Origin of the sequence: Paenibacillus sp. FSL R10-2736, from assembly GCF_038000245.1 — a bacterium.
GTDB classification, from domain to species: domain Bacteria; phylum Bacillota; class Bacilli; order Paenibacillales; family Paenibacillaceae; genus Paenibacillus_AQ; species Paenibacillus_AQ phytohabitans.
Genome location: NZ_JBBOBN010000001.1, coordinates 2713878 through 2737642, shown reverse-complemented (window position 1 = coordinate 2737642; position 23765 = coordinate 2713878). Strand labels below are relative to the sequence as shown.

Below are 23765 nucleotides of genomic sequence, written 5' to 3'. Positions count from 1 at the left end.
GTTTTACGATTTCATGAATGATAACTGTTATCCCTTGATTCAAGACTAAAAATTGGGCATACCCAAATATCATCTTTAATAAGTACCAACAAGTAGTTCTCTTCGATTCTACACTCTTGATACCATCCCAAGTCTACAGAAGTTCTACCCATATGAAGTTGCAATAAGTCCCTCTGTGAAGTTCTAACGAAATGGTGTATCTTCTTCGACAAATTGAACAGGGTCGGTTTCATCAAACTAAATAATACCATATACTGGGACAAACTTCTTTATTCGTATCGCTTCAAATTTCATTTTATCGAGCGATATAAGTGCTATAGGAGTTTCACCATTCAAACAACTGAAATACGAATTCAGCAAGTCAACTTGATAGACTGAGAGATAATTTATAGTGGTGCATATCTAGTTTAAAACTATATGAATTCAAGTACAGCAAGAGATTAGTGAAAACAGACCTAATGAGAACAAAACAGGAAGCAACTTCGGGGTGGGACGAAAACGTAGAGATTAAACTAGTGGAATTCACCGACATGACACCAATGACAGGTCGAATAGCCGACAGATAAGAAGATCGGCTTTTTCTCGCCCTGCGCCTTGGCAAAGGCCTCGTCTCCCCATGGATACCAGTCCACGGGATTGTGGGCGTGCTGTAGGAGATAGGGTGATTTTTCGTTGGCTAATCTATTGGAAGATTTGTGAGTTGTCACGGGGCGTCCCCTCATTTCGGATAATTTGGGTAAAGTGTTGTCTACGGTTAGTTTACCCAAAAAAGTGAGGGAAGGCGCAGGTAAAGGAAAAAAGGTACTTCGTAATAAACACCTAATTTATATCTACACACATGCTCAGGAAGACTTGTCCCATCAAATGACCAAACTTTTCGAATGTATCTTTAGTTAGAGCAATTAAACGGTTCTTAACCTTTATCTTTTCGGAATTTCTATTTGTAGATTTTTTCATTTCTATTGCAATAAATCTCTAATCTCATCAAACCACTTTGCCAAATCATAATTGTGAAAAACATTTATCTGTCCCAACTGAACTGTTAAATGGTATCTTGAACGTATGGCTCTAAGCATATCGACTATGCTGTCCATTTATTCTCTGCAGTAAACGGCTTCAACTGCTCGAACTTCGTTAATCGTGCGGACGAATCCCAGCTCCAATTCATAGCTTTAAGAATTAATTGAAACCTCAAACAGCAAGTCCCTAGTTCACTTCACTTAGGAGACTTGCTGTTTTTTTGTGTTAGTTGGTCTATTTGAACTGGAACCAAGTTAAATTTGCAACTGTGGTTGAATCTGACTTAACAAAAGTAACATATACCGTATGAGTTCCTACCGCTGTCCCGGCATTAAGCGGGATATTCTTGAGGGACCATGTCTGCCATCCGCCTGTGCTTTCGGCCGTCCAATAACCCAGCATAGTGCCTGTAGGGCTATCCAAGTGGAATTCGATCCTTCCGCCGGAATTAGCGGATGCAACCTTCATATCAATACTTGTTTTAGCTGTACTGCCAAAGTCTACATTTTTAAATGCTATATAGTCGCCATTACTGCCTCCACCCACATCCAGCCCGCCGTCCGTGCTTGACTCATAGGACATAACACCTGAACTAAGGTTATAGCCTTCCGCTTCAAATTTCAATGTGTTGAATTTTGGAGCTGCAGCATAGCTGTTCGTATCTGTTATTTTCAAATCTGTCAAATTATTTACCGCAACTCCACCGACGCGAACATTGTTTAATGTCACTCCGGAGACCGTAGATGTGTCACTCCAACCCTTCATTATTGAAACTTCACCCAAAGCGCGTAAATTGATATTATTATAAACCACATTTTTTATCGGACCGGTTTTTGCAGAAAGATCAAACCATCTGGAGTGAACACCGGATCTTGGCCAGAAGCCTTCTACGTCTATATTATCAAATATGATGTTTTGTGCTGCTGGAGTCCCATAGAGATGACCGACTGCTAAAGCGCGCCAGCATCTGTATACAAAAGAGTTTTTAACAACGATGCCATCCTGAAGCTGTTTCACTCCATCTCCAACCTTGAATGCTCCACATCTGCTCCAAGCCAAAGCATCATCGACAACTACATTTGACTGGTTTTCAGGAGTTCCCGGCCAGTTTGCAGCGATATCCGTAGTGGCTACATCCCATGTCTTAAATGAGTATGTGTCATCCTCCGATACTGCTACAGTGTGCTTAATGAGTACATTCTGGCTCTCTTGAATGTCTATTGCATCATTCTCATAATCAAGTTCATTGTTGTTGAAGTGCTTGGTATTCTGGAAGGTTACGTTATTAGATCTTGTAACGATTGTAGCCCAGCCACCACTGTCTCTGATGGTTATGCCGTCAACCGTGAAGTTGCTGCACTGCAAGGGTACAAGAATATTGTTCAAATAATTGTTTGTATTTCTCATATAATGGCCATTGCCGTCAATCGTTCCCCTGCCGTATATCTTAATATTGTTTGCATTGGTTTCGGTATAAATAAACCAGGTTCCATCCTTATTCAGAGAATTCTTATGGAAATGGGTAGTGTAATCGCTTGGATTTCCTGAACCCCTTATCACAGAACCACCCTCCAGATAAACCGAAACATTGCTTTTTAGAACAATGTTACCGCTCTTGTACACGCCGGCTGGAACGTATACTATACCGCCGCCTGCTGCGTTAGCCGCATTAATGGCGTTTTGTATGGCAGTTGTAGCCAAAGTGGCACCGGTACTGTCGGCACCGTACCCGGTTTTAACATTGTATATCCCTGTACCAGATGAAGCCGGAACATTGGTTTCAAGAGCATCTGCCGCAATCACCAGATCTTTCAGGTTATTGATTTTAACGATAAGATAGGTTGGTGATGAAAGTGTAAAGGTAAGTGTATTTCCGCTCTTGGCTGCAGTGATTCCCAAAGCTTTGGGGGAAATATTATAGGTATTGATTGGCTCGCTTGCTGTAATTGTGATTGTAGTCGTACCTGAAAAAGAGAAATTACAATAATTATAGTTTACAAATACCTCCGAAGTGTCGATTACCGGTATATTGGTAGAGTCTGCTGTTACCGTGTATTGACTGGTCGTAGTATAGATCGACGGTAACGGATAACTTACAATTGTACCCGCTGCACTTGCTGTCAAAGGAACGACAGCTAAAAGACTGGCGAGCATACAAACAATTAAACTTAATAATTTTAACTTTTTCAGCATAAATAAACACCCCTTTCATATTTTCAGAAAATACTCTTATCTCTGCTCCGGCTCCAGACAGAGCCGGAGCAGATCGTCCACATGGGCCGTTGCCAGACATTCCACCGTATCCGCAGAGCCGTAATAGATCTTGACCTCGCCGTCATCCTCTAGAATCATCCCTCCCGGAAAAATCACATGATTGCGGAAGCCCCCGCCAATCTCATAGTCTGTCTCCGGTGCCAGCAACGGCTGCTTGCTCATGCCGATCACCTTGCGGGGGTCCTCCAGATCCAGCAGCATAATTCCGGCGGTATAGCGCTTCTTCCAGGTGTCCTCCCAACCTTGCTTGCCTCTGGCCGGGTCCACATCCACCGCATGGAAGGTGGTCAGCCAGCCCTTATCCGTCCGGACCGGAGGTGCGGCCGGGCCAACCTTGTCATTGGCAAACGGCACCTGCTCGACGGCGAGCAGCAGGCTGGAGTTGCCCCAATGCTTCAGGTCTGGCGACTCGGAGATCCAGGCATCGAAGCGGTCCCGGCCGCCGCGGCTGTATACCGTGAAGGGACGCTCCAGCCGGACATACTTGCCGCCGATGGGCTCGGGAAACAGTACCATATTGCGCAGGTCCGGTGTAGACAGGCTGAGCACCTCGAAGTGTTCCAGATCATCGGTAACGGCAATTCCGCCGCGAATGCCATGGTGCGTATCCACGGCAAAACACATATAACAACGGCCGCCGATCACGGTCAGGCGCGGGTCGTAGGCGCGGATAATTTCCTCGTCATGCATTTTGAACACTGGCTTCGGGCCGGCGGTCCAGCTCAGTCCGTCGTCACTGTAAGCAATGCCGAGATCCGTGGTGTGGTGCGGCTCAAGCGTCTGATCGACCAGTGAGCCGTAATCATTACGGAAGATCATCACATACTTGCCGTTAAATTTCGTTACACCAGCATTGAATACCAGTGCGGTGGGGTAAGGAACCTTCGTTGCATCCAGCACAGGATTGCCCGGATACCGCCGGATGAACGGGGCAGATTGCAGAATTGCCGGAGCGTGTTGAGTCATGGGGTGTACCTCCTTGAATGTTAAATATGGAATATGGGTTGCGCAGGGCCGGACCGCTACCCTTTGAGGGAACCGGCCGTCATCTGCATGAAGGATTTGTTGGCGAACAGATAGGCCACGAGAATCGGCAGAATGGACAAGCAGGCGCCCGCCATCATATAGTGGGTCTGGGAAGCGGCCGAAATCCCGTATTTCAGGTTCGCCAGCCCGACAGTCAGCGTCTGCAGCTCCGGCTTCGTCATCGTGAACACGAGCGGCAGCAGATATTCATTCCACGCGCCGCGGAAGGTGAACAGCGCACCTACGCCGAGTCCGGGTCCGAGCAGCGGCAGAATAATCCGCCAGAAGGTCCGGCCGAGCGAACTGCCGTCGATCAGCGCCGCCTCGTCCAGCTCCCGGGGAATTCCCTTCATGAAGCTGAACAGAATGAAGAATATCGACGCGTGTGCGGAGATCAGGATCAGAATTACGCCCCAGAGGCTGCTGTGCAGATGAAGCTTAACCATCAGATCGAATTGCGGACGCAGCACCACTGCCCCCACGGCCACGAACATGGTGAAGGATTGCAGGCCGATATATATTTTTTTGCCAAAAAATTCCATCCGGTCCATCACATAAGCTGCCATGGAAGAAACCAGTAAAGTGCCTACTACCGCTGACAGTGAAATAATCAGGCTGTTCAGCGTATATTTGGAGAAATTCGCCTGTGTCCAGGCTTCAGCATAGTTAGAGAAGTGCCAGCTGCTTGGCAGGAAGGTCGCTCCGGTGGTCAGCTCGGCATTCGTTTTGAAGGAGCCCAGCACGGTGATGACGACCGGAATCAGGGTAATAAAAGCAAAGGCCAGCAGAAAAATCCACAGTACAGTGTTGCCCAGTATGGTTCTTATTCTCATCTCGCGTCTCTCCTCAATCGGTCTGATTCATCCGCCGGGAAGCGTAGAAATAAATGAGTGATATGATCCCGACGATTATCGCGGACACAAAGGCGACCGCACTTCCATATCCGAACTCCTGTACCTGAACTCCGGCACTCCCCCCGCCTACAGGGAAGAATAATTTGTATAAATACAGGAACATTACTTCCGTCTTGCCTACCGGACCGCCTTCGGTCAGAACCATAATGCTCTCGTAGCCCTTCAGGGCTGTAATGATCGCCAGCATAATAACCATCTGCATGACAGGTCCGAGCATCGGCAGCGTCACGAAGCGGAACTGCTGGATTTTGCTTGCCCCGTCCAGGGCAGAGGCTTCATACACATCCTCAGGAATATTCTGCAGACCGGCGAGGAAGAGCAGCATATAGTTCCCGACCGCGCCCCAGGCCGCAACCAGAATGACGGTGAGCATGGCATACTTCGGACCCAGCCAGTCAATCCCGGAATCGCTTAGACCGAGTTTGATCAGGAACTGATTGAGAATCCCGTTATACGAGTTGAAAATGGTAAAGAAAACGACAGCCATAACGGCTGTACTGATGACGGTCGGCATGAAAAAAATCCCCCGCAGCAGCTGTCTGCCCCGCAGCCCCCGGTTCAGGATTGCGGCCAGCAGCAGAGCCAGCGGAATCGTGATCAGCAGCTTGCCGCCTGCATAGACAAAGGTATTCACCACCGAATCCCAGAATTGGGTATCCTTCAGAATGCGGCTGAAATTGTCCAGACCGGTAAACCGGGCCGTTCCATAACCCTTATAGTCATAGAACATGTAGCGGAACGCCCAGGCAATCGGGTAGATTCCGAGCACAATGGTCAGAAGGGCGCTTGGAAAGATAAAGCTGTATGAGAATAAGGCATTTTTTGTTTTATTCATCTGATTTCTTCCGGCTCCTTTCCCTTACGGTCAGAGCAGAGGGGTGGAGAACGCAGCTTCCCCATCCCCGTCATCTGACCTGTTTCTCTATGTTTCGCCTTCCGGTTACTTGGCGAACTTGCCGCCCAGGCCGGCCGGATCAAAGCCTGCATCCGGCTCAGCCTTGATTCCGTCATTGGCAATGGCGCTGTCCAGCGCAACATTATAACGCTTGTTCAAATCCGCGATGACCGCCTTCAGATCGCCGCCATTGAGCATATATTTGAAGAAGGCGTCATCCGACTTCATGCCCTCCGGTGCAACCGCCGGATAGATCGGCCATACCCCGTCATTTTTATTGGGAAGGAAGCCTTCGATGCCGTTGACATCCGGTGTTGCGGCAACCGCGCTGATGGATGGAACCATGGAGATGCCGAAGCCTTTCTCCTGATAATCCGTCAGCACCTGATCCCCGTACATGAACTGCATGAACTTCCAGGCCGCTTCCTTATTCTCCGATTTCGAGCTGAGACTCAGCCATTGGCCGCCGAGGAAGCCGGAAGCGCCCTTCACCATGCCGTCAATTGTAGGTGCCGGAGCCGCAGCCCAGTCGATCTTGGCCGGGAACTGGTTCTTGTACACACCAGGCTCAGAGGAGTAGGAGATATACATTCCGATCTTGCCTTCGGCAAATTGGGCCCGCAGCGGATCGATATCCAACGATTCCACACCCGGAAGCATGCTGCCGTCATCCTTGATCTGTTTGAAGGCATTAATAATCGGCTCGAGGCCGCTGAAATCGTAGCGGGCAGTCTTGAAGTCATACCCGAAGCCGCCATAACCGCTCATTTCCGCAATGACCCGTGCCGAACGTGCGAATGCACTGGAGGGACTCTTGAAATTCAGTGCAAAGCCGTAAGCGCCGTCAGCCTTACCCGCTTCGGTCAGCTTTTTGGCTGTATCCACCAGCTCCTGCAACGTGGTTGGCGGATTCTCGACGCCCGCTTTGGCGAACAGGTCCTTGTTGTACACCAGGCGCATCGTCGTTCCGTAGTTCGGCAGGCTGTAACGTTTGCCGTCAAATTCATTCAGATCCGGCATGGCCGGGAACTTCGCCTTCAGCTCATCGGTGAGGAATTCATCAATGGGCGCGAGAAAGCCCTTCTTGTAGAACGTCTGGATGGTGTTCTCCTTCACCCGGATCACATCCGGGGCATCCGAGGTCTGGAAGGACAGATCCAGTGCGGTATCGAAGTCATCGCCCTTGACGACCAGCTCCACCTCAATACCGTCCGTATTGGCCCTGTTGAACTCGGCCACCTGCTCTTTCACGAAATCGGCGTCATGACGGTCGCCCGTCCAGTAGCTGATTTTGGTTTTTTCCCCTGAACCGCCTGTCGCTGCTTCTCCTGAGCCTTCTGCTGCATTGCCGCCGCCACTGTTACCGTTGCCGCAGGCTGCCAGGCCAAGTGCCAGAACCAGGCTCATAGATGTCATTAGCGTACGCTTCATCATTGGTAGTGCCCCCTTATTTATCGCTGCTGAATTTAACTTACAACCTGATTATAGAATGGGTAACGCTTTCACATAAGGCGGGTAAGCCCACATTGAGGGCAGGTTTCTGCGGGAGTTGCCGGCACACTGCCGGGCGGAGGCTGCCCATCATACAAAAGGGAGTGACTCTCCGCTTGGCGGAAGCCCCTCCCTTGTCCTTCTTTATTCTTTTCCAAGGTAATGCAGCTTAAACTCCGACGGGGTCATTCCTGTATACTTCTTGAACACCTCGCTGAAATAGCGCCTGTGCTCGTAGCCGAGATCCTGGGCAATCTCCTGTACCTGCAGGCCGCCGATCAGCATCGCCTTGGCCTTCTCCATCTTCTCATGCATCACGTATTGCTGAAAGGAACCCCCCTGCACCTTCTTAAACAGGTTGGAGAAATATCCTGGGCTGAGGTTAATCTGCTTCGCAACCTGCTCCAGTGACAGTCCCGTATCCAGATGACTCCGGATATAAGCGATCGCCTGATGGATAATCCGCGTGGATTCCAGGGAACGGGCTTCCTCCACCAGCGCGCAGGCCTCCCGGCACAGCCCGGACAGCAGGCTCCGGATATCCTGAAGGGAAGGATGCACCCGGTTCTTCATTGCCTCAATTCCGCGCTCCAGCGGCTCCACCTGCTCATAGGGAAACTGCTCAAGCAGAACCCGGCAGATCTTGGAGCTCAGCTCATAGCCGACGCTTTCGACATACCTTGGCTCAGGCAAAAGCTCGCTGTCCAGCAGCTCCGAGAACAGCTGGTCCAGCACCTGCAGGCTTTTGCCGGAATTGCCGGAACGCAGGGCAAACAGCAGCTCCTGCTCGGCGGCGGCTGAATAGCTGTGAAGCGAGAGCGGCTTATTCTCGATATTGCCGTAATGATATACACCGTTGCCTCCGGTATAGAAATGATAACCCAGAGCGCTCAGCGCCTGCCTGTAGGCTGTAGCCAGCTCATGAATCGCTGATACACCAGGCCCCACGCCAATAGAGAGTGTATTACGGGAGAATTGGCTTACATTCGTGCAGCAGGCTTCCGTAATCAGCGCAGCGGTATCCGGGGCCGAGCCGTTCATGATGCAGACATACCGGTCTGTGGCCTCGCGGATAATCACACCGCGGGTCCAGGCGGAAATCGTCTCTTCGAGAATATTGTGCAGGCTGAACCGCAGTAGCTCCACCTCCTGCACAGGCTGGCCCTGAAGCTTCTCGGCGAAATGATCGATCTCTGCGACAAACACGAAGAAGTCATGCTGCGCAAGCGGGATATCGAGATATGCCCACCTGGACCGGGCATCCGCCTCTGTCGTCTGGTGATGCAGCAGGAAGGTCAGATACTCCTGGCGGAGGATGGGCAGGCTCTCCCTGATTTTGGACTCCATCACCGCCAGTCTCGCAGTCTCCTGCCGTTCTTCCCGGCACAGCTCCTTGGCCTTCAGCACCACATTCACAATCTCATCCAGCGAAAAAGGCTTCTTCACGAAATCGAGCGCCCCCAGCCGGATGGCTTCCTGAGCGTAAGCGAATTCCGAGTAGGCGCTAAGGATAATAATCTTGCAGTCCGGCAGATCTTCCAGTATCGCCCGGGTCATCTTCAGCCCGTCCATTCTCGGCATCCGGATATCGGTCAGCACAATATCGGGCCGGGTCTCGCGGATGATCCGCAGCCCCTCTTCACCGTCGAGCGCCGTGCCGGCGACCTCAATACCGTGCTCCTGCCACGCCGGCTTGCGAGAGATCATCTCCACCACACTTTTAATATCGTCGATGATACATAACTTGAACCTTCCCGGCTCCAGCTTCTGGTCCATCATCTATCGCTCCTCTCTTAACGGAATCCACAGCTCCGTCTGCGACCCCTTGCCCGGTTCTCCGTCTACTTCCATGAGGGCTTCCTCTCCGTAGTAGAGCGCCAGGCGATGTCTGATGTTGAACAGGGCGTAGCCCTTCTTGGACTGCGGGGCGCTGCTCATTCCCTGCCTAACCTTCCCGGCATCGAGCCCTCGCCCGTTGTCGGTAATAGTAATATGCAGCATCTCCAGCTCCCGGCTGACCGTGATGTCAATCCGGCCTCCCCCGGACCGGTCACTGAACCCGTGCTGGATGCTGTTCTCCACAACCGGCTGCAGGATGATTTTGGGAAGCGGGCAGGACAGCAGCTCTTCATCCTCAACCGTAATGCTGTATTCAAACAGTCCTTCATAGCATTTCTGCTGAATGGAGAAATACTGCCGCACATGGGACAGCTCATCTTCAAGGGTAATCAGATCCTTGCCTCCGCTAAGCCCGATCTGGAACATCTGCGATAATGACAGGATCATCTCATTCACATCCTCATTCACGCCCAATACCGATTTGCAATAAATCGTATTCAGCGTATTGTACAGGAAGTGCGGCTCCATCTGCGCGGTAAGGGCCCGGATCTCCGCATGCCGCTTGTCCTCCTCCTTCGACTTCACATCCTCAATCAGTGCCTTAATCTCCGACATCATCCGGTTGAACTGAAAGCCGACCTGGGCGACCTCATCCTCATAGCGGCTCTCGTACACTACACTAAGCTGGTTCTCTTCGACCCTGCGCATCAGCCGCCGCAGCTTGAACAGCGGCCTCAGCAGCACAGACGTCAGCTGATTGGAGATCAGCCAGGTAGTCAGCAGAAAGACACCGATTACATACAGGGTGATGCGCTGCACCCTCTCCAGCTTGCCCAGCAGCTGGTCGCGCGACTGCATGCCGGAGATGATCCAGTCAGGAGATGCTGCAGAGCTTTTATAATTGACCAGATACTCCTTGCCGCCATAGCTGTAGGTATGCTTCTGCGGTTCGGCTGCTGCGCCGCCTTCCGCAAGCACCGGCTTCCAGGGAAATCTGCCGCGGAACGGCCAGCGCGACTCCACCACTGCATCCCCCTCCCCGCTCATCAGGTAATAATTGCGGCCGGGCTGCTGCCCGCCCTGATTCAGCAGTTCGTCAATCCGGCTCTCCCGGATATTGACGACGATAAACACATTGCTGACCGGCGTATACGGGTATTCATAGATTCCCCGGACCACGAAGGAGACGACCCGCTGGCTGCCCGTGAACAGCCGGTCATAATGCCCTTTGGCCCAGTAGCCGCCCGGCTGCTCCTTGCTGAGATCATATAATTCCGAGCCGTAAAACGAGTTATCCTGCGCGCGGATTTGCGTGGTGGAGTAGAAGTCGCCTATCGGCGTGACGATCAGCACATTCTCGATAATCGGTTGATTAAACGTCGCCTGTGAGAGCACATATTGCAGATCCGACAGATGCACATAATAATTCGACACATCATGGCTGAGCACATCCATCATCATCTTCCGGTACGCATCGCTCAGCATCAGGGACTGCACGGACAGTGCCACATCATTCAGGCGGGAATCCAGCAGCTGGGTAGTTTTGCTGACCGTTTCCTGGCTGCTGGCGTAAGCATTATCCTCAATCTCCTGCGCGGCGATCCAATACGAGAAGCTGCCCATCGCACTGATGGACAGCGTGATCAGCATGATGAACGAGAACAGAATCCGCTGCTTGATGGATATCCGGTAATACCTGCTGGCGATCTGCCGCCGGATCTGCCTTGCATAGGCTGTGAATGTATTCATAGTTCCCCCTTCTTGAGCATGTACCTCCCTATGTTTGTATGTTCTTGTCACTTGTACCATACGGCTGCTCTAGCCCGGCGTCAAGACAGGGCATGATTATTTAGCGGATTCCGTCCCTTATTATCAATAGGCAGGGGGCCTTCCACATAACATGGTGATGTTGACATTCCTACGACGATTCTGATTAAGCTGGCAGATTTTCATATGACGAGTACGGACTATTTGCTTAACCGAACAAACCAAAAGAAACCCTACCCCAAAGGTTAAATTAGAATAATGATCATTGCATACAAAAATCCGCAGTTTAGACGGAGACAAAGATCTTAAGCAGCACAAAAACAAGCCCAGTGACGAACCACATGAGCTTGTTTTACGTAGGTACCATCACTTAAAGCTTTCTTACCGCACCACAACCAACAATACAATAATTCCGAGACAAATCAGCCAGACAACTGGGTGGCCGAAATTCACTCCCCAGCCGACTCCGAACCTTTTCTCGACAATTAGGTTTGGATCTTTGCGATTGAAATAAAGCATACCTAATTTCCATTTATCTTCATCATGGACAGGTCTAACATTGGCGCTATCGGCAGATCGCTCCAAGCGGCTTTCGACCTGACCCGCCCAGAACGATAAGGCGAAGGCGTATAGGATGATAAAGGCTATTATGATTAGGATAACGGGGATAGCGAAATTGATGTTAAGCAGAGATATCATATTGAGCTGCCCGACGGCTAACAGGATCACTATTAGGAAGCTGGCTGTAATCATAAAACACGACCAAGCCCGGCGGTAAGTAACGTCTTCTCTAACCTGCTGTTTCTCTCTGCGAATACTCCAATTCTCAAATAGGAACAACAGTATTACGAGCCCTTGAATTAGCGTAGTCATAAACACAGAGGTATACGATTTAGCTGCATAGCGGTCTATGCTCAAACTGATGTTATAATGAATTGGAAGCTGATCAGGAATCAGATCGTAGTTGCGGAGCACAAATACAATATTAACAACCATAATGACAACATGAATGAAGAACCAATAATTAGATAAGCCCCTGTTTCTGTTTGGCAATTCAGTGTCCACGGTCATGATCGATGGTTCAGGAGCAATAGTCAGCGTGGGCAGTACACTTTTCATTTTGAAATGATAGCTAATATTAATGACAAGGGAGATTATGAGCATGGCGAGTGCATAGGTAATAATAATCCAACTGACTTGCTTGGAATGTTCATCACTGTAGATTAGCCATAGGATGCCAACAATGAATAGGATGGTATGTAGAATAGCACTAATCCTGGCATATGACCTCCGCATCTGGCGCAGCGGCTCACTGAGGAATTGTACAGCGCTGACGGTGACTCCGAAACTAATTGTCTCTTTTGTTAAATACGGCATACTCACGATGAGTACAATGGAAGGTACGAACACTAAGATAAATATTATAACAGGCAGTATCGTCATATCATTCACCTCATTCTACATGGATATTATTTCACATAATCCTCGAAAGCGATCTTATACTCTGCATATTTTTCAGGATTACTTTTTTCAAATATTTTCAAAGAAGCAGGTTCCCGAAAATCTATATCATTGACTGAAAAATTGACACTCTTCATATCTCCATTCGCATTATTTTCAGTCTTGTATGGTTGTATTATTCTACCTTCCTGTATCATTTCAATGGCTAACATCTTAGCCCATCCACGCATCACATAAGCAGAGAATGAAATATGATCATAGCTGATAAATTTCCACACTTCTTCTATAGATGACGTCCTATCATATTTTGCGTATTGATTACTTGAATGTATTGCCACAAATCTGTAAGGTGTATTAATAAATACGTCCCTGTATTCAAATGTACTATCGTTGCTGGTCGATGATAATAAGGGTAATTTGAAGTCTTCACCAAAATATGCACCATCTTTTTTCCCTTCATTGATCGCCTTCATGATTTGATCATCCGTTAAACTATAGATATATCCGTAACCAGATTTTACTTTTTCTTCTATGTCAACTTTATTTTCTATTAATTTCAATGGATCTGCTGCCATACTTGTTTTAGGTAATTGAGTACTTCCTTTCTCAACTAAATCATATTTAGTTAATCCATAAAATATCACAGCATTTATTGCTAATGAAATTGTCAATAATACAAATAGAATCTTAACCTTCATTATATAAGCCACCTTCAACTTTCTTATCATTATAAAGCATCTATAGCTTCTTTAATTTGCGGGATAGATAAACCGCTGGCTTTCAGTTCTTTGATCCAATTAATGCGTGCGACGGTGTCCTCTCTTCTATATCTGCGGGTTAAATTCTCTTCAGCCTGTTCAAAGGGCAGCATACCTTCTTCGGTGTAATGTTTCAGCGTGCTATAACGGGAACCTGTGATTCTTACCAATTCACCTATTGACACATGCTCTGAGGCCAGAATAGCCTCCATGGAACGTTGCCTGGACATGGATACAACTCCTTTACAGTGGGCGCTTCGGAACGAGACGCACACCTTGAATCGGTACTCTCATCATCACAAAATGCGGCATCGCATCGTATAACAAATTATCAATTTGGATGGTCGCAATTGATCCTCCCTCAATCACCTTAACCTCATGTCCATAGGACTCTAGTCTTGTAAGAACGGAGTTTAGCCTTTTATTAGAATTATCGAACCAAGCCTCTGTCTCTACAAAGACAGCCTGTGACCGCTCAAGGAAAGGGAAGAAAAAATTGATACTGCTGCCCGCATCTGTCTTCATAAACGAGGACTTCATTTGCAGGAACTGTTTGATCCCTAACTCAACTCCATGATGGATTTGGATCCGAAACAATGTCTTTGCCCGTGAGTTACTACGGTATAGATCGTGCATTCTGGTATTGATCTTCTCCAGTTCATTCCGTGAGAAGAAATCATGCATACATCCACTTTCGCGAAGCAGCCACAGCATGCAAATGATCTCATCTGTTACCGTTCCCTCTTCCAGAATTTCTGCCCGAAGGTTCTCTGTAATGCTTGTATAAACCCCATTATGGCTGCGATAGGCTTTCATTTCAACACCCGCTGAATCGAAGTACATGTCGCTCCCTAACAGACTCGGGATTTCTTCCAACACATTCATTGCCTTTAGATAATCTGATATCGCGATTTCAAACTTCTTTAATTTTTTGTTAGACAGCATGGAAGCTTTTTTCAGCCACCATTCCAGATCACCTTGTACCACAGCATGATTATGGAGCAAGGGTAATAGAACAGTTTCCCTGTATAGCGTTGAACTGGACTTTTCAAGAACTTCTTGGCGGAAAGTTAGCCCGTTATCAGCTTGTGTAAAACATCCCTCTAAGTAGGCCTCCAAAATAACCGCCGCTGCCATAGAACGCAAAGACACTTTCTTCGCATTAGTCATGTAAAGACTACTCTGTGCATTTAATGCGATCAGCGCAAAGCTTTGTGCTAATTTCAAATCCATCATAGCCATCCACCCCTACCCATGATTTAGATAAGCCGGTTCGTGTTCGTGTGTATGAAGAACTTTTTTGAATTCGTATCACTTACTACTTACTACTTATCACTTACTACTTACAGTACGCCATTTGCAAAATATTGTCAAGGATGACTTCGTGCCTCGTTCAACCGAAAAAGTATGTAAATACAACAAATGCCCCACAGAAAATTCAACAAGACAAGCCCGAATCTTTACAAAATAAAAATAAGCCATACGTATGTGGTTATACGCACCGGCTTGTTTTATCCCAGGCTAAAGCCACCTACTCCCGCTATGAGAGCGGTAATTTGGATGTTCCGATTGCCAGCGCAAACAAGCTCGTGTGATAATCACAGGAGCTTGTTCTCATTTCGCTTACCAGGTTCAACACCAGCTTTTTTACTCCTTCTTTTCTGCCTTTACTGATTGCCGTGAAATACTTTGATAAGAAAGTCACGTTCTGGAACCTGCAATAATTCATATGACTCTAAAAATTTTGTGTTATCATAGGAGACTTCCTCTAAACTGACTGTAATTTTGTCCTTTGCTATATCTACTACTGAATATCGGGCAGTTGGTTGTGAATTGCATCCTAAAGAACCGGGATTTAAAAAGATAGTATCTTTACCCTCAAAAAAATGAATTGGATGATGATGCCCAAAACATATTAATTTGTCTTTGCTTCCTTTGAATAGAGAGAGTAAATTATCTAAACTCGGCTCAACAATTTCACTAAAAGGATCTTTGCTTATATGTTCATTTAATTGGGTCTGCTCAATATGATAATGGATAAACAATATAGACTTGCCTTCGATTGTTAAAGTGATTGTCCGAGGCAACTGTTCTAATTGGGTGATGAAGCCTTTGTCCATATGATCTGCTATCCATTGGTGATGCTCTTTAGCGTGAGAGTGGCTTAATGGATAATCTTCCCCTTTTTGAAGTGCTAAAACTGCTTCATCGTGATTCCCGGTAATCATTGAGACATCACTTCTGGCAAATAAGATTGTCAGAACTTCATTTGTATCTGGTCCAATCCCTATCATATCTCCTAAGCAATAAATATGTTCAATGTCCCGCCTCAGGTCAAACTCATTAAGAACTGCCTTTAAGGCAGGAGCATTACCGTGGATATCAGCAATTACTCCAATCTTCATAATCTATCGACACTTCCTTTGTCTATTTTCTATGGTAAAAAAACCGAGTGACTTAAAGGCACTTGCGCCAGGATCGCAGACCTAGACTCCCATATACTTCAGGTAATACTTAACCCCGGCCCGATCAACATCAGAGAAATCCAGTGGATCCGCTATATATAACTTATTTTATTCCTTAATACTAATCCATTGGATATCTGCTGTTTCGTCACCTGCTTCCAGGGGCGCACCCTTTGCCTTACATCTAAAATAATATCCGACGGAATCGACCAGACCTTTAACCGTTTGATAGGCTGCGAATGGTTGAAGGCATTCCACATCAAATTCTGGATTAATCCCCAGGGTATCAATTCTTGTCTCATTTCCTTCTATTTCGTATACATCTAATCCAGTCTCTTCTTTAACCTCTCTGATCAGGGCTTGGATCAACGACTCAAAGAGTTCAATTCTCCCCCCGGGAAGCTCGAACCCACCCTTCCTCAGATATGTGACACTTATTTTTCGATAGGTTAGACTCACACGAACAACTCACCCACGGCATAACGAATAGTTACGATTCTTAATATTTTATTAGCTGCCAAACTTTGCTTCCCATTGCTCTAACCAAGCTTTATAACTCATAGAATGCACTTCTTCTAATGTTCTTCCATCTAATGACCATACGCCGCCATCCAAAGTCTGATCGATTACTGGATAAGAATGTCCGCCTACTGCCTGGTTATCCACGACATAGATCCAAATTGCGGTTTTCCCTTTAGATTTAACAATATTCTCCGGTTTGGCGCTTGTGGATTTCCAGTTATCCAATGGATGGTTTGTTACTATGAACTTCTGTACGTTAACCTCTTTGTCCAGATAAACACTGGGATCTTCGGTTTGCAGCCCCCAGTAATTGGAATATGGTAAATTCATTAACTTTTCTTTTGTTAAGGTGTAGACTTCACTGGAGCCTTCATACGAAGAGACCTTGTATCCCTTAGATTCCAAATAATCTTTTGCCGCAGTAGCATTGTGGTCTAATGTTGTGGCACTTTGCGGAGCAAAACAGCCCGTTAAACTGAATAGCAGCATCATTAATGTTAAGACAATTCTGACCAAATCGTCCCCTCCTCCATTGATTTCTCGCTCTTATTGGGAACCATTACTCATTGACTATAACGAAATGAATTCAGCTTTTGTTACACGTACGCAGATATATATGTAGTAGTTGCTCAGGGATTGGGAGGTTTACACAGATACTATGGGGGCTTGAAGGTTTAACGTATGTAAGAGGAAATACCTGGTGGAATTCACTGGCGCGTTGTTCTATAGTATCTGCGGTTATAATCACAGCTGTATAGTTTTGTATGTTAAGTATACCCAATTATAACCGCCGATTTTAATCTGCCTTACCCGGCGATCTTACTCTTATACCCTCTCCTTAATCGGAAACAATAAATCAAGCTGTAAATCGTCCATTTTACCGCCTTTTTGTACGTAATTGTAAAAATTCAACGTTTCTTCAAATCCTTGCCCCGCAACCGTCTCCAGCGATGTCCAGCGCGGAGAATCCCAATCATTATCATATTTATTGCTTGCGTTAACCCATTCCCTCAAAAAACGCCAGTCCTCAAAGTCCCACGTTCTCAACACGTGTGCAGCATATAATCCGCCATCGAACGTTCGTTTGACTAAAGGCGCGGGTACCTCTGTGTCGCCAGGAATGGATACCCACACCTCATATACATGGGAGGGTTCTCCGATTCCTGCTGCCCCCTTAGAGCAGTCAAAACCAAAACTCCGGGCATCCGGTTTAATTGTTAGCAGTCCGCTTTCTGTTACAAAATGCGTGATCATATCCAGCGCTTTGCCTTCGCAGCCTTCTCCCGTTGCATAAGCAGCAGCAACAGTCATGGGCGGCAGATAGACAATCCGCACATCTTTGTCCGCCAGTTTGTTTAAATTTTCATTTGCCTTGTTTAATTCTTCCATTGACTTTTCCTCCTTGAAGTTGATTTTCGAGACAGTCAGGGAATCTACAACCTCCAGTAAACTTGCATCGTCAGGCAGCGCGAATTTCGCACCTCTGAGATTCAGATATTCGACAAAGGCTTTGATGACACTGCGAATGGTGGAGAGCGCGGTGATCTCGTCCTCAATATCCGCAAGGTTACGCTCAAAAGCTTCGATGGCAACACGCGCTTCCGCACTTTGCAGAATTTCGGCAATCTGTTTGAGCGGAATCCGCAGTTTACGAAGAACGATAATCTGACGCAGACGTGTGATCGCTTCGGGATTGTATGCGCGGTATGCGGAATCTTCCTTTTTCGCAGGCGTAATCAATCCGATTTGCTCGTAATACCTAAGGGTACGGGTAGATACTGAAAAGTGCTTTGACACCTGACTGATGGTTTGCAGTTCGATGACTATCCCTCCTTCTGAGAGTAAATATACAGGTTTACGCGACGTTAGAGTCAAGAGACCTGGTACCGGAAGCTTATGTAATTATTCTTAAGTATTACGACGTTACTCTACCTTCATCCATAGAGCATTCTGCCGGTCATCTGGACTTGATAAAACTATCATCCCAGATTGATGACCTTCAGGAATTAAGAATCCAACCCATCCGTTGAAGGGCTTTCCTTCGGATACGCTGGGAGAATATTTGGAGAACATAAAAGAAGGGGATCTCTTTAAAGTTACCGCGTCAATATACTCAAACCTATAATTATTTATTGATAGCGATGCCCCAGGTTTTTCAGATGCTAAGATTTCAAGGTTCACTTTTACAAGAACATAGGTATAACCCCTTGGAGCAGTTCCTTTTTTCTCCTGAAGATTTTTCAAAACATCCTTTCCTGTGCTCGCTTCTTCGATAGAGACTGAACCAATGAATTTATCAAAATTTTCATTTATTTCGAAATATGCTTTTGAACCAAAATTTAATGGATTGGACTCATTGTACCCGCCGTACATACTTATATCTCTTCTCAAAATACTAATTGTATTCGACTCAGGCATGACATGATATGACCCTCCCATCCCTTCAATAACTGTACGCAAAGGTACATAGGTCACTCCATCAATGGCTTTAGCTTCCCCTTTAATGGCAGCCCCGTTTACCCTTAAAGAGTATGCTGCAGTGGCTGCATAGACCGTAATGGATAGACATACCACTGAAAACATGATAAGAAAACTAGACACAATAAACTTTTTGTTCACTATTGGCACACTCCCTGACCTGAAGATATCTGTTCGATAACTGCCTACTTGACCAATTCCCTTCCCATTTTCTTTTTAATATTCGACAACAATCCATTTCGTCCTTCCATAAGAACCAAATTCCCCCATGTGCAAAACCTGCTTTTTTGCCACCAAAAAAAAACTGAAGCTTTATTTTCACCCCGGTTTCCATTACTAACGTACTATAGACCTTCGTAAACAGAATCTTTGTCACTAAATACATCGATCATCATTAAAGCTCCTATTTTATAGCCTTGGATAAAAGATAACGCTGAATGCAACGAGTTTGAGTCACTCTGTAAATCATATAGCATTTCGACTTGGTCAAAATCTTCTTCGGATAACCTCGCTTTGAGCATTTGTAATAAATCAATGGTTTTCTGATTAATCTTCTGCAATTCCGGATCATTTGGCTTAATCAACTCATTCGGGTGCAATCTTCCATAATAGAAATCCTCCAAAATGATTACCACCAGGCCTCCTTTCACAAACTAATACTTCAATCATGTATAAATTTTATGCGAAAACTGCATAAATAACAATATGCATTTTTCGCATAAAGTAAACTTGGCTTGGGTGATGAGCATTGTACACAAGAATCCGCGATTTACGCGAAGACAAAGATCTGACGCAGCAACAAATGGCTGAGCTTTTACATATCACACAAGCCACCTACTCCCGCTACGAGAATGGGAATTTGGATGTTCCGAGTGCCGTTTTAATTACGCTGGCGAATTTCCATAAAGTAAGCATCGACTACATTTTAGGGCAGACCAATAATCCCAAGCGCTATCCGCAAAAATAAAATAGTATTCAACAAAAAGAAGCTCTTGTGATCATCAGAAGAGCTTCTTTCATTTCTAGCCCTATAAAGTCGACATTTGAATTCCATTTTAACCATGCACCATCACTCAAGCACCGTTTTTTTAGATCAAGGCTAATCAAGTTCCATTCATGATTTCAGCCCAGTAATCATATGAATAGGGTCAGCGCTATCCCTGCAAAAACTCTTCAATCTTCATTCTTATTTCTTCAATGCTTCGCGAACAAAATTCCTCTATTACATTCCAATAAAACGAAACTTCTTCATTTTTCTCGCTGGTATCGACTAACACAACCTTATATTGACCATTTACATTGAATTCTGGATACCAACCCAAATCTACTATCTGGTCTTTATATTTGCATCTCAATTGTAATATATCCTCTTTAAATTCCCAACGATGTTCATATTCATCAGTTACAAACTTTTCGGGAAAGGATTCCGTAAAATCATTAAGAGTGACTATCCATCCAGTAGGGATTCGCAAGGGCACTAATTTTAGCTTCATTTACATTCTCCTTTTTTATTATCCGTTAACTCTTATTTATTTTAATTCGCGCCTAACATCTCATTAATACTATGAAGTTCAATCTGGTCTTTCTCAGTCCGGTAATCTGAATATTCATATTCATCGTCTATTAGAATCTCATTACTTCTTAGGAAGCCAAGCAACCTGACCGCCTCCTTCTTTATCCCATCAATATAAATTTCAAATTTTGATTGATTTACTTTAATAGTCCCTTTGTATTCATCGGAAGTTAGAATATAAGATAGAGCAATGTATCTCAGAAAATTGTAACCGCTACAATACTCCTCATAAAGTATACCTAATATCTCTAATTTGTCGGATTTTGCCTCATTGATTAAAAGATCATTTAACATGTTTGTTATTCTCTCTTGCTCAAAAAGCCCGAAATTGACTAATCTTCTAATTTGCTTCTCTGTTTCATGATAGGCAAATTTGTCCTTATAGTCTCTAGAGATGAGTTCAAGATATTCTTTTTCACCGAAGATGTCTTCCAGTTCATCATGCTCATACACCCACTGTTCAAAATTAATAATGGACAACGCATCCTGCTTATTCTTAATGAAGTTGTAAAAGTATCGTTTTGCATGGATTTGATCCATTACCCGTGCCTCCCTTCCATATCACCTCTTAATTTTACACGAACTTAACAATGTCCACCTAATGAAAACATATCTATTACTTGTCTTCTTTGAAAAGACAACATCTCTTGTGAGTTTACACCCCGAAAACATAAATTGGGTTAATTAACATAGTTTTCACACTTTCGCTACATACGAGCTGTGGGAACTGGTTTATAATCCAAAAATAGATGGGAATTTTTTCTTTTATTTTTAATAATTCTCATAATAAAGGAGTGATTGGATGGCAGTTAAGTCCGTAGTATTGAATCACGCTTTAGCACAGCAATTTGTTAATGAAGTGAAAGCCCAGTACCCGAAGAAGGCGTTTGGTTTTTTTCTGTCTAACGAGAGGTCCGGGGCCCCCACGGAGTACATCATTATGAAAGAGGACCAGAAGGACAACATGATGGACAAGTTCTATGATTACGGAAATTATTATCTGGATCATAAAGACGCCGGATTCTTAACCTCTCCGGAAGAGACGGTGCGGGTTGAGAAGTATATAAGAAACAGCCACCTGCACAAAGTCGGCGTCTTTCACAGCCACCAGCGCCACCCTGCCATTCTGGCCAAGGTGGATGTTGATTTGCATCCTTCCCCGGAAGTGTGGCATTTGCTTATTTCGCTTCGGACCGTTGAATATCCGCAAATTCGTATCTTTTCGGTGGATTCCGCCAAGCGAGTGGGCGAAGTAGATATCCAATATACTTTATAAGGGGATGGTAAGGTGAGCAAGGAAACATCCATTGAGCTGCTGGAGCAGGAAACTGTACCGGATGATTTGATCCTGCTGATAAGGGAAATATTCAAGACGGACCGCTTCGGCCGCCCCGTCGTTACCGATGGAGAAATTTTGTACAATGGTTATCAGCTGCTGAAGCAAATGCCCCACGCGCTGGAGGAAGAAATTCTATATTACCGGTTCTATAAAGACCGGGAGCAGCGCTACGAAGCGCTCATCGCACCACATATGGTGGATCTGAAGCCGCAGCCTTTCAACATGGGCTCGGGACCTGATTCTAAGTACTTGTATTGTGGAGAGGAGCCTTCGCATTCCGTCAGGCTGTCACCCTACAAAATCTCCAAAATTCCTGTAACAGAGGAAATATATCATGAATATAACAGAAGCTATGAGGTATCAGGCAGCCGGTTCCCTGTGGTAAACGTGACTTGGTATGACGCCTTCATGTTCGCGGTCTGGTGTGATGCAGAGCTGCCCACTGAAGCTGAATGGGAATATGCCTGCCGCGGCGGCATCAACGGCCCTTTCTTCTGCGCCGAGGAGCATTTAGCCGCTCATGCCTGGTTCAGCGAGAATTCAAAAGGTTCTCTGCATGAAATCGCCCAACATTCCGCTAACCCATACGGGCTGTACGATATGCTCGGAAATGTATGGGAATGGTGTTTGGATACGTATGATAGTGAATTCTATCACAAGGGTGATGTACTGAATCCCGTCAACTTGATGGTTCCCGGCAACAAAAGCTGCCGGGGCGGAAGCTTTCACTCTTTTACAGATATGTGCCGTCCTGCGTTCAGACATCATGAGCCCGCTTCTTTTTACGCATATGACTTGGGTTTCAGAGTATCCAAAAGATAAATGGAGGTTGACCTATGTCCACAGTTAAAGTATTGATCCCGCAATTTTTGAGCCACCTGATTGAACAAAAGCAAGAACTGGAGATTGAGGCTGGCAGCATGGAAGAGTTGAAGACCTTCTTCCAACAAAGCTACTCCGAATTCGGCGAAAGAATCTGGACCGAAGAAGGAACGGCCAAACGGAATGTACTGTTCGTGCTTAATGATGAACTGATCAAGGCTAACAACGAGAATACCGAATTTGTTTCCGGCGATGAGCTTGGCATCATCCTGCAATTTGCCGGCGGCTGAAGCCCCTCTGCTAACAAACACTAATTAGAAAAGGATGTGTACCGCATGACCACTCATTCCGAAACGGAATTAACGCAAGACGAGCTCGCACGGTATAGAAGACAGCTGATCTTACCGGAAATTGGCCCCGAAGGACAACAACGTATCAAAAAGGCCAAAGTTCTGGTCATCGGCGCGGGCGGCATCGGCTCTCCGCTGCTGCTGTATCTCGCCGCCGCAGGCATCGGACATATAAGCATTTATGATCATGATGTTCTGGACCTGACTAATATGAACCGGCAAATCATTCATGATTCCGGCAATGTCGGCGTCCCCAAGGTACAATCGGCGGAGCAAACCTTGAAGCGTCTGAACCCCGGGTTACATTACGAGCTTCATGCGGAAAGATTAACCCGTGAAACCGCGCTGTCCATCGTGCCGGAATATGATATTGTCGTGAACGCCGTCGATAATCTGGATACCAGATATATGCTGAACGATGTCTGTGTAGAGCTTCGCAAACCTCTGGTGGAAGGAAGTATCTTTCACTTTGAAGGTCAGGTGATGCTCATCTCTCCGGACGAGGATAGTGCGTGCTATCGATGCGTATATCCGGAGCCTCAGGAGCCGCCCAAGAAACAGGAATTTGGTGTAATTGGCGTAACCCCGGGTATTGTGGGCACGCTTCAAGCGGCGGAAGTGCTTAAATATGTGGCCGGAACGGGTCGATCGCTCAAAAACCGAATGATTTATTTTGATTTATTATCTGCCAGCTTCCGCGAGATTGAACTGAAGCCTGACCCGGATTGTCCGGTATGTTCGAAATTAAAACAGCAGTCGGTTCTTCTATAG

General features: G+C 46.1%; 24 protein-coding genes and 1 pseudogene. 5 read left to right on the top strand and 20 right to left on the bottom strand.

Translation table 11 applies throughout. The annotated features are described in order from the left end of the window. Window positions 1-521: 521 nt before the first annotated feature. The 18 genes and pseudogenes from NSQ73_RS11705 to NSQ73_RS11620 form a co-directional block, all read right to left on the bottom strand. Window positions 522-722 (bottom strand): annotated as a pseudogene (locus tag NSQ73_RS11705) (DUF255 domain-containing protein); the annotation flags it as partial. Between the two features lie 532 nt (window positions 723-1254). Then, window positions 1255-3213: a carbohydrate-binding protein gene (locus NSQ73_RS11700; protein ID WP_340986559.1), complete on the bottom strand. Its 1959-nt coding sequence runs from the start codon at window positions 3211-3213 to the stop codon at window positions 1255-1257. Window positions 3214-3249: 36 nt separating this feature from the next. Next, window positions 3250-4260: a glycoside hydrolase family 130 protein gene (locus NSQ73_RS11695; RefSeq protein ID WP_042138224.1), complete on the bottom strand. Its 1011-nt coding sequence runs from the start codon at window positions 4258-4260 to the stop codon at window positions 3250-3252. A gap of 56 nt (window positions 4261-4316) precedes the next feature. Further along, window positions 4317-5153, bottom strand: a complete 837-nt coding sequence (locus NSQ73_RS11690; RefSeq protein WP_340986558.1) for a carbohydrate ABC transporter permease — start codon at window positions 5151-5153, stop codon at window positions 4317-4319. A gap of 13 nt (window positions 5154-5166) precedes the next feature. Beyond that, entirely contained in the window at window positions 5167-6069 is a 903-nt protein-coding gene (locus NSQ73_RS11685; protein ID WP_340944745.1) for a carbohydrate ABC transporter permease, read from the bottom strand. 105 nt (window positions 6070-6174) lie between these two features. Then, on the bottom strand, window positions 6175-7563 hold the full coding sequence (locus NSQ73_RS11680; RefSeq protein WP_340986557.1) for an ABC transporter substrate-binding protein: 1389 nt from the start codon (window positions 7561-7563) through the stop codon (window positions 6175-6177). Window positions 7564-7764: 201 nt separating this feature from the next. Next, window positions 7765-9399 (bottom strand): response regulator, encoded by a 1635-nt coding sequence (locus tag NSQ73_RS11675; protein WP_336101817.1) that lies wholly within the window; start codon window positions 9397-9399, stop codon window positions 7765-7767. After that, window positions 9400-11208 carry a cache domain-containing sensor histidine kinase gene (locus NSQ73_RS11670; protein ID WP_340986556.1) on the bottom strand — a complete coding sequence of 603 codons (1809 nt, stop codon included), beginning with the start codon at window positions 11206-11208 and terminating at the stop codon, window positions 9400-9402. A gap of 399 nt (window positions 11209-11607) precedes the next feature. Further along, on the bottom strand, window positions 11608-12669 hold the full coding sequence (locus NSQ73_RS11665) for a DUF1648 domain-containing protein (RefSeq protein ID WP_340986555.1): 1062 nt from the start codon (window positions 12667-12669) through the stop codon (window positions 11608-11610). A 26-nt stretch (window positions 12670-12695) separates the two neighbouring features. Continuing rightward, window positions 12696-13385: a hypothetical protein gene (locus NSQ73_RS11660; protein WP_340986554.1), complete on the bottom strand. Its 690-nt coding sequence runs from the start codon at window positions 13383-13385 to the stop codon at window positions 12696-12698. 29 nt (window positions 13386-13414) lie between these two features. Continuing rightward, window positions 13415-13675, bottom strand: coding sequence for a helix-turn-helix domain-containing protein (locus tag NSQ73_RS11655; protein ID WP_340986553.1), 261 nt, complete (start codon window positions 13673-13675; stop codon window positions 13415-13417). 13 nt (window positions 13676-13688) lie between these two features. Beyond that, window positions 13689-14681 carry a hypothetical protein gene (locus NSQ73_RS11650; RefSeq protein ID WP_340986552.1) on the bottom strand — a complete coding sequence of 331 codons (993 nt, stop codon included), beginning with the start codon at window positions 14679-14681 and terminating at the stop codon, window positions 13689-13691. A 431-nt stretch (window positions 14682-15112) separates the two neighbouring features. Continuing rightward, entirely contained in the window at window positions 15113-15850 is a 738-nt protein-coding gene (locus NSQ73_RS11645; RefSeq protein ID WP_340986551.1) for a metallophosphoesterase family protein, read from the bottom strand. A 168-nt stretch (window positions 15851-16018) separates the two neighbouring features. After that, the gene (locus tag NSQ73_RS11640; RefSeq protein WP_340986550.1) at window positions 16019-16369 is read right to left on the bottom strand and encodes an NUDIX hydrolase; all 351 of its coding nucleotides are present in this window, start codon (window positions 16367-16369) and stop codon (window positions 16019-16021) included. Window positions 16370-16420: 51 nt separating this feature from the next. Continuing rightward, the gene (locus NSQ73_RS11635) at window positions 16421-16948 is read right to left on the bottom strand and encodes a hypothetical protein (protein WP_340986549.1); all 528 of its coding nucleotides are present in this window, start codon (window positions 16946-16948) and stop codon (window positions 16421-16423) included. Window positions 16949-17257: 309 nt separating this feature from the next. Next, window positions 17258-18229, bottom strand: a complete 972-nt coding sequence (locus NSQ73_RS11630; protein ID WP_340989255.1) for a MerR family transcriptional regulator — start codon at window positions 18227-18229, stop codon at window positions 17258-17260. A 126-nt stretch (window positions 18230-18355) separates the two neighbouring features. After that, window positions 18356-19051: a hypothetical protein gene (locus NSQ73_RS11625; protein ID WP_340986548.1), complete on the bottom strand. Its 696-nt coding sequence runs from the start codon at window positions 19049-19051 to the stop codon at window positions 18356-18358. A gap of 203 nt (window positions 19052-19254) precedes the next feature. Further along, entirely contained in the window at window positions 19255-19545 is a 291-nt protein-coding gene (locus tag NSQ73_RS11620; protein WP_340986547.1) for a DUF6809 family protein, read from the bottom strand. Between the two features lie 113 nt (window positions 19546-19658). Between NSQ73_RS11620 and NSQ73_RS11615 the strand changes: the two genes are divergently transcribed. Then, the gene (locus NSQ73_RS11615) at window positions 19659-19877 is read left to right on the top strand and encodes a helix-turn-helix domain-containing protein (RefSeq protein WP_042138254.1); all 219 of its coding nucleotides are present in this window, start codon (window positions 19659-19661) and stop codon (window positions 19875-19877) included. A gap of 187 nt (window positions 19878-20064) precedes the next feature. Here NSQ73_RS11615 and NSQ73_RS11610 read toward each other — a convergent pair whose 3' ends face one another. Next, window positions 20065-20403, bottom strand: coding sequence for a hypothetical protein (locus NSQ73_RS11610; protein WP_340986546.1), 339 nt, complete (start codon window positions 20401-20403; stop codon window positions 20065-20067). Between the two features lie 41 nt (window positions 20404-20444). After that, window positions 20445-21023, bottom strand: coding sequence for a hypothetical protein (locus tag NSQ73_RS11605; RefSeq protein ID WP_340986544.1), 579 nt, complete (start codon window positions 21021-21023; stop codon window positions 20445-20447). Between the two features lie 262 nt (window positions 21024-21285). On the opposite strand from NSQ73_RS11605, the gene NSQ73_RS11600 reads away from it, so the two are divergent. The 4 genes from NSQ73_RS11600 to NSQ73_RS11585 are packed head-to-tail and all read left to right on the top strand — an operon-like array spanning window position 21286 to window position 23765. Then, complete coding sequence (locus tag NSQ73_RS11600; protein WP_340986542.1) at window positions 21286-21759, top strand: Mov34/MPN/PAD-1 family protein; 474 nt, start codon at window positions 21286-21288, stop codon at window positions 21757-21759. A gap of 12 nt (window positions 21760-21771) precedes the next feature. After that, window positions 21772-22644 (top strand): formylglycine-generating enzyme family protein, encoded by an 873-nt coding sequence (locus tag NSQ73_RS11595; protein WP_340986540.1) that lies wholly within the window; start codon window positions 21772-21774, stop codon window positions 22642-22644. Window positions 22645-22658: 14 nt separating this feature from the next. Next, entirely contained in the window at window positions 22659-22934 is a 276-nt protein-coding gene (locus tag NSQ73_RS11590) for a hypothetical protein (protein WP_340986539.1), read from the top strand. A gap of 45 nt (window positions 22935-22979) precedes the next feature. Beyond that, window positions 22980-23765 carry a HesA/MoeB/ThiF family protein gene (locus tag NSQ73_RS11585; RefSeq protein WP_340986538.1) on the top strand — a complete coding sequence of 262 codons (786 nt, stop codon included), beginning with the start codon at window positions 22980-22982 and terminating at the stop codon, window positions 23763-23765.

Excerpts from the sequence above, each read along its gene's own strand:
- NSQ73_RS11590 (WP_340986539.1), top strand. The coding sequence starts at position 22,659 with ATGTCCACAGTTAAAGTATTGATCCCGCAATTTTTGAGCCACCTGATT.
- NSQ73_RS11660 (WP_340986554.1), bottom strand. The coding sequence starts at position 13,385 with ATGAAGGTTAAGATTCTATTTGTATTATTGACAATTTCATTAGCAATA.
- NSQ73_RS11650 (WP_340986552.1), bottom strand. The coding sequence starts at position 14,681 with ATGATGGATTTGAAATTAGCACAAAGCTTTGCGCTGATCGCATTAAAT.
- NSQ73_RS11670 (WP_340986556.1), bottom strand. The coding sequence starts at position 11,208 with ATGAATACATTCACAGCCTATGCAAGGCAGATCCGGCGGCAGATCGCC.
- NSQ73_RS11605 (WP_340986544.1), bottom strand. The coding sequence starts at position 21,023 with ATGGATCAAATCCATGCAAAACGATACTTTTACAACTTCATTAAGAAT.
- NSQ73_RS11680 (WP_340986557.1), bottom strand. The coding sequence starts at position 7,563 with ATGATGAAGCGTACGCTAATGACATCTATGAGCCTGGTTCTGGCACTT.
- NSQ73_RS11685 (WP_340944745.1), bottom strand. The coding sequence starts at position 6,069 with ATGAATAAAACAAAAAATGCCTTATTCTCATACAGCTTTATCTTTCCA.
- NSQ73_RS11645 (WP_340986551.1), bottom strand. The coding sequence starts at position 15,850 with ATGAAGATTGGAGTAATTGCTGATATCCACGGTAATGCTCCTGCCTTA.
- NSQ73_RS11585 (WP_340986538.1), top strand. The coding sequence starts at position 22,980 with ATGACCACTCATTCCGAAACGGAATTAACGCAAGACGAGCTCGCACGG.
- NSQ73_RS11610 (WP_340986546.1), bottom strand. The coding sequence starts at position 20,403 with ATGAAGCTAAAATTAGTGCCCTTGCGAATCCCTACTGGATGGATAGTC.
- NSQ73_RS11665 (WP_340986555.1), bottom strand. The coding sequence starts at position 12,669 with ATGACGATACTGCCTGTTATAATATTTATCTTAGTGTTCGTACCTTCC.
- NSQ73_RS11655 (WP_340986553.1), bottom strand. The coding sequence starts at position 13,675 with ATGTCCAGGCAACGTTCCATGGAGGCTATTCTGGCCTCAGAGCATGTG.
- NSQ73_RS11700 (WP_340986559.1), bottom strand. The coding sequence starts at position 3,213 with ATGCTGAAAAAGTTAAAATTATTAAGTTTAATTGTTTGTATGCTCGCC.
- NSQ73_RS11690 (WP_340986558.1), bottom strand. The coding sequence starts at position 5,153 with ATGAGAATAAGAACCATACTGGGCAACACTGTACTGTGGATTTTTCTG.
- NSQ73_RS11675 (WP_336101817.1), bottom strand. The coding sequence starts at position 9,399 with ATGATGGACCAGAAGCTGGAGCCGGGAAGGTTCAAGTTATGTATCATC.
- NSQ73_RS11695 (WP_042138224.1), bottom strand. The coding sequence starts at position 4,260 with ATGACTCAACACGCTCCGGCAATTCTGCAATCTGCCCCGTTCATCCGG.
- NSQ73_RS11600 (WP_340986542.1), top strand. The coding sequence starts at position 21,286 with ATGGCAGTTAAGTCCGTAGTATTGAATCACGCTTTAGCACAGCAATTT.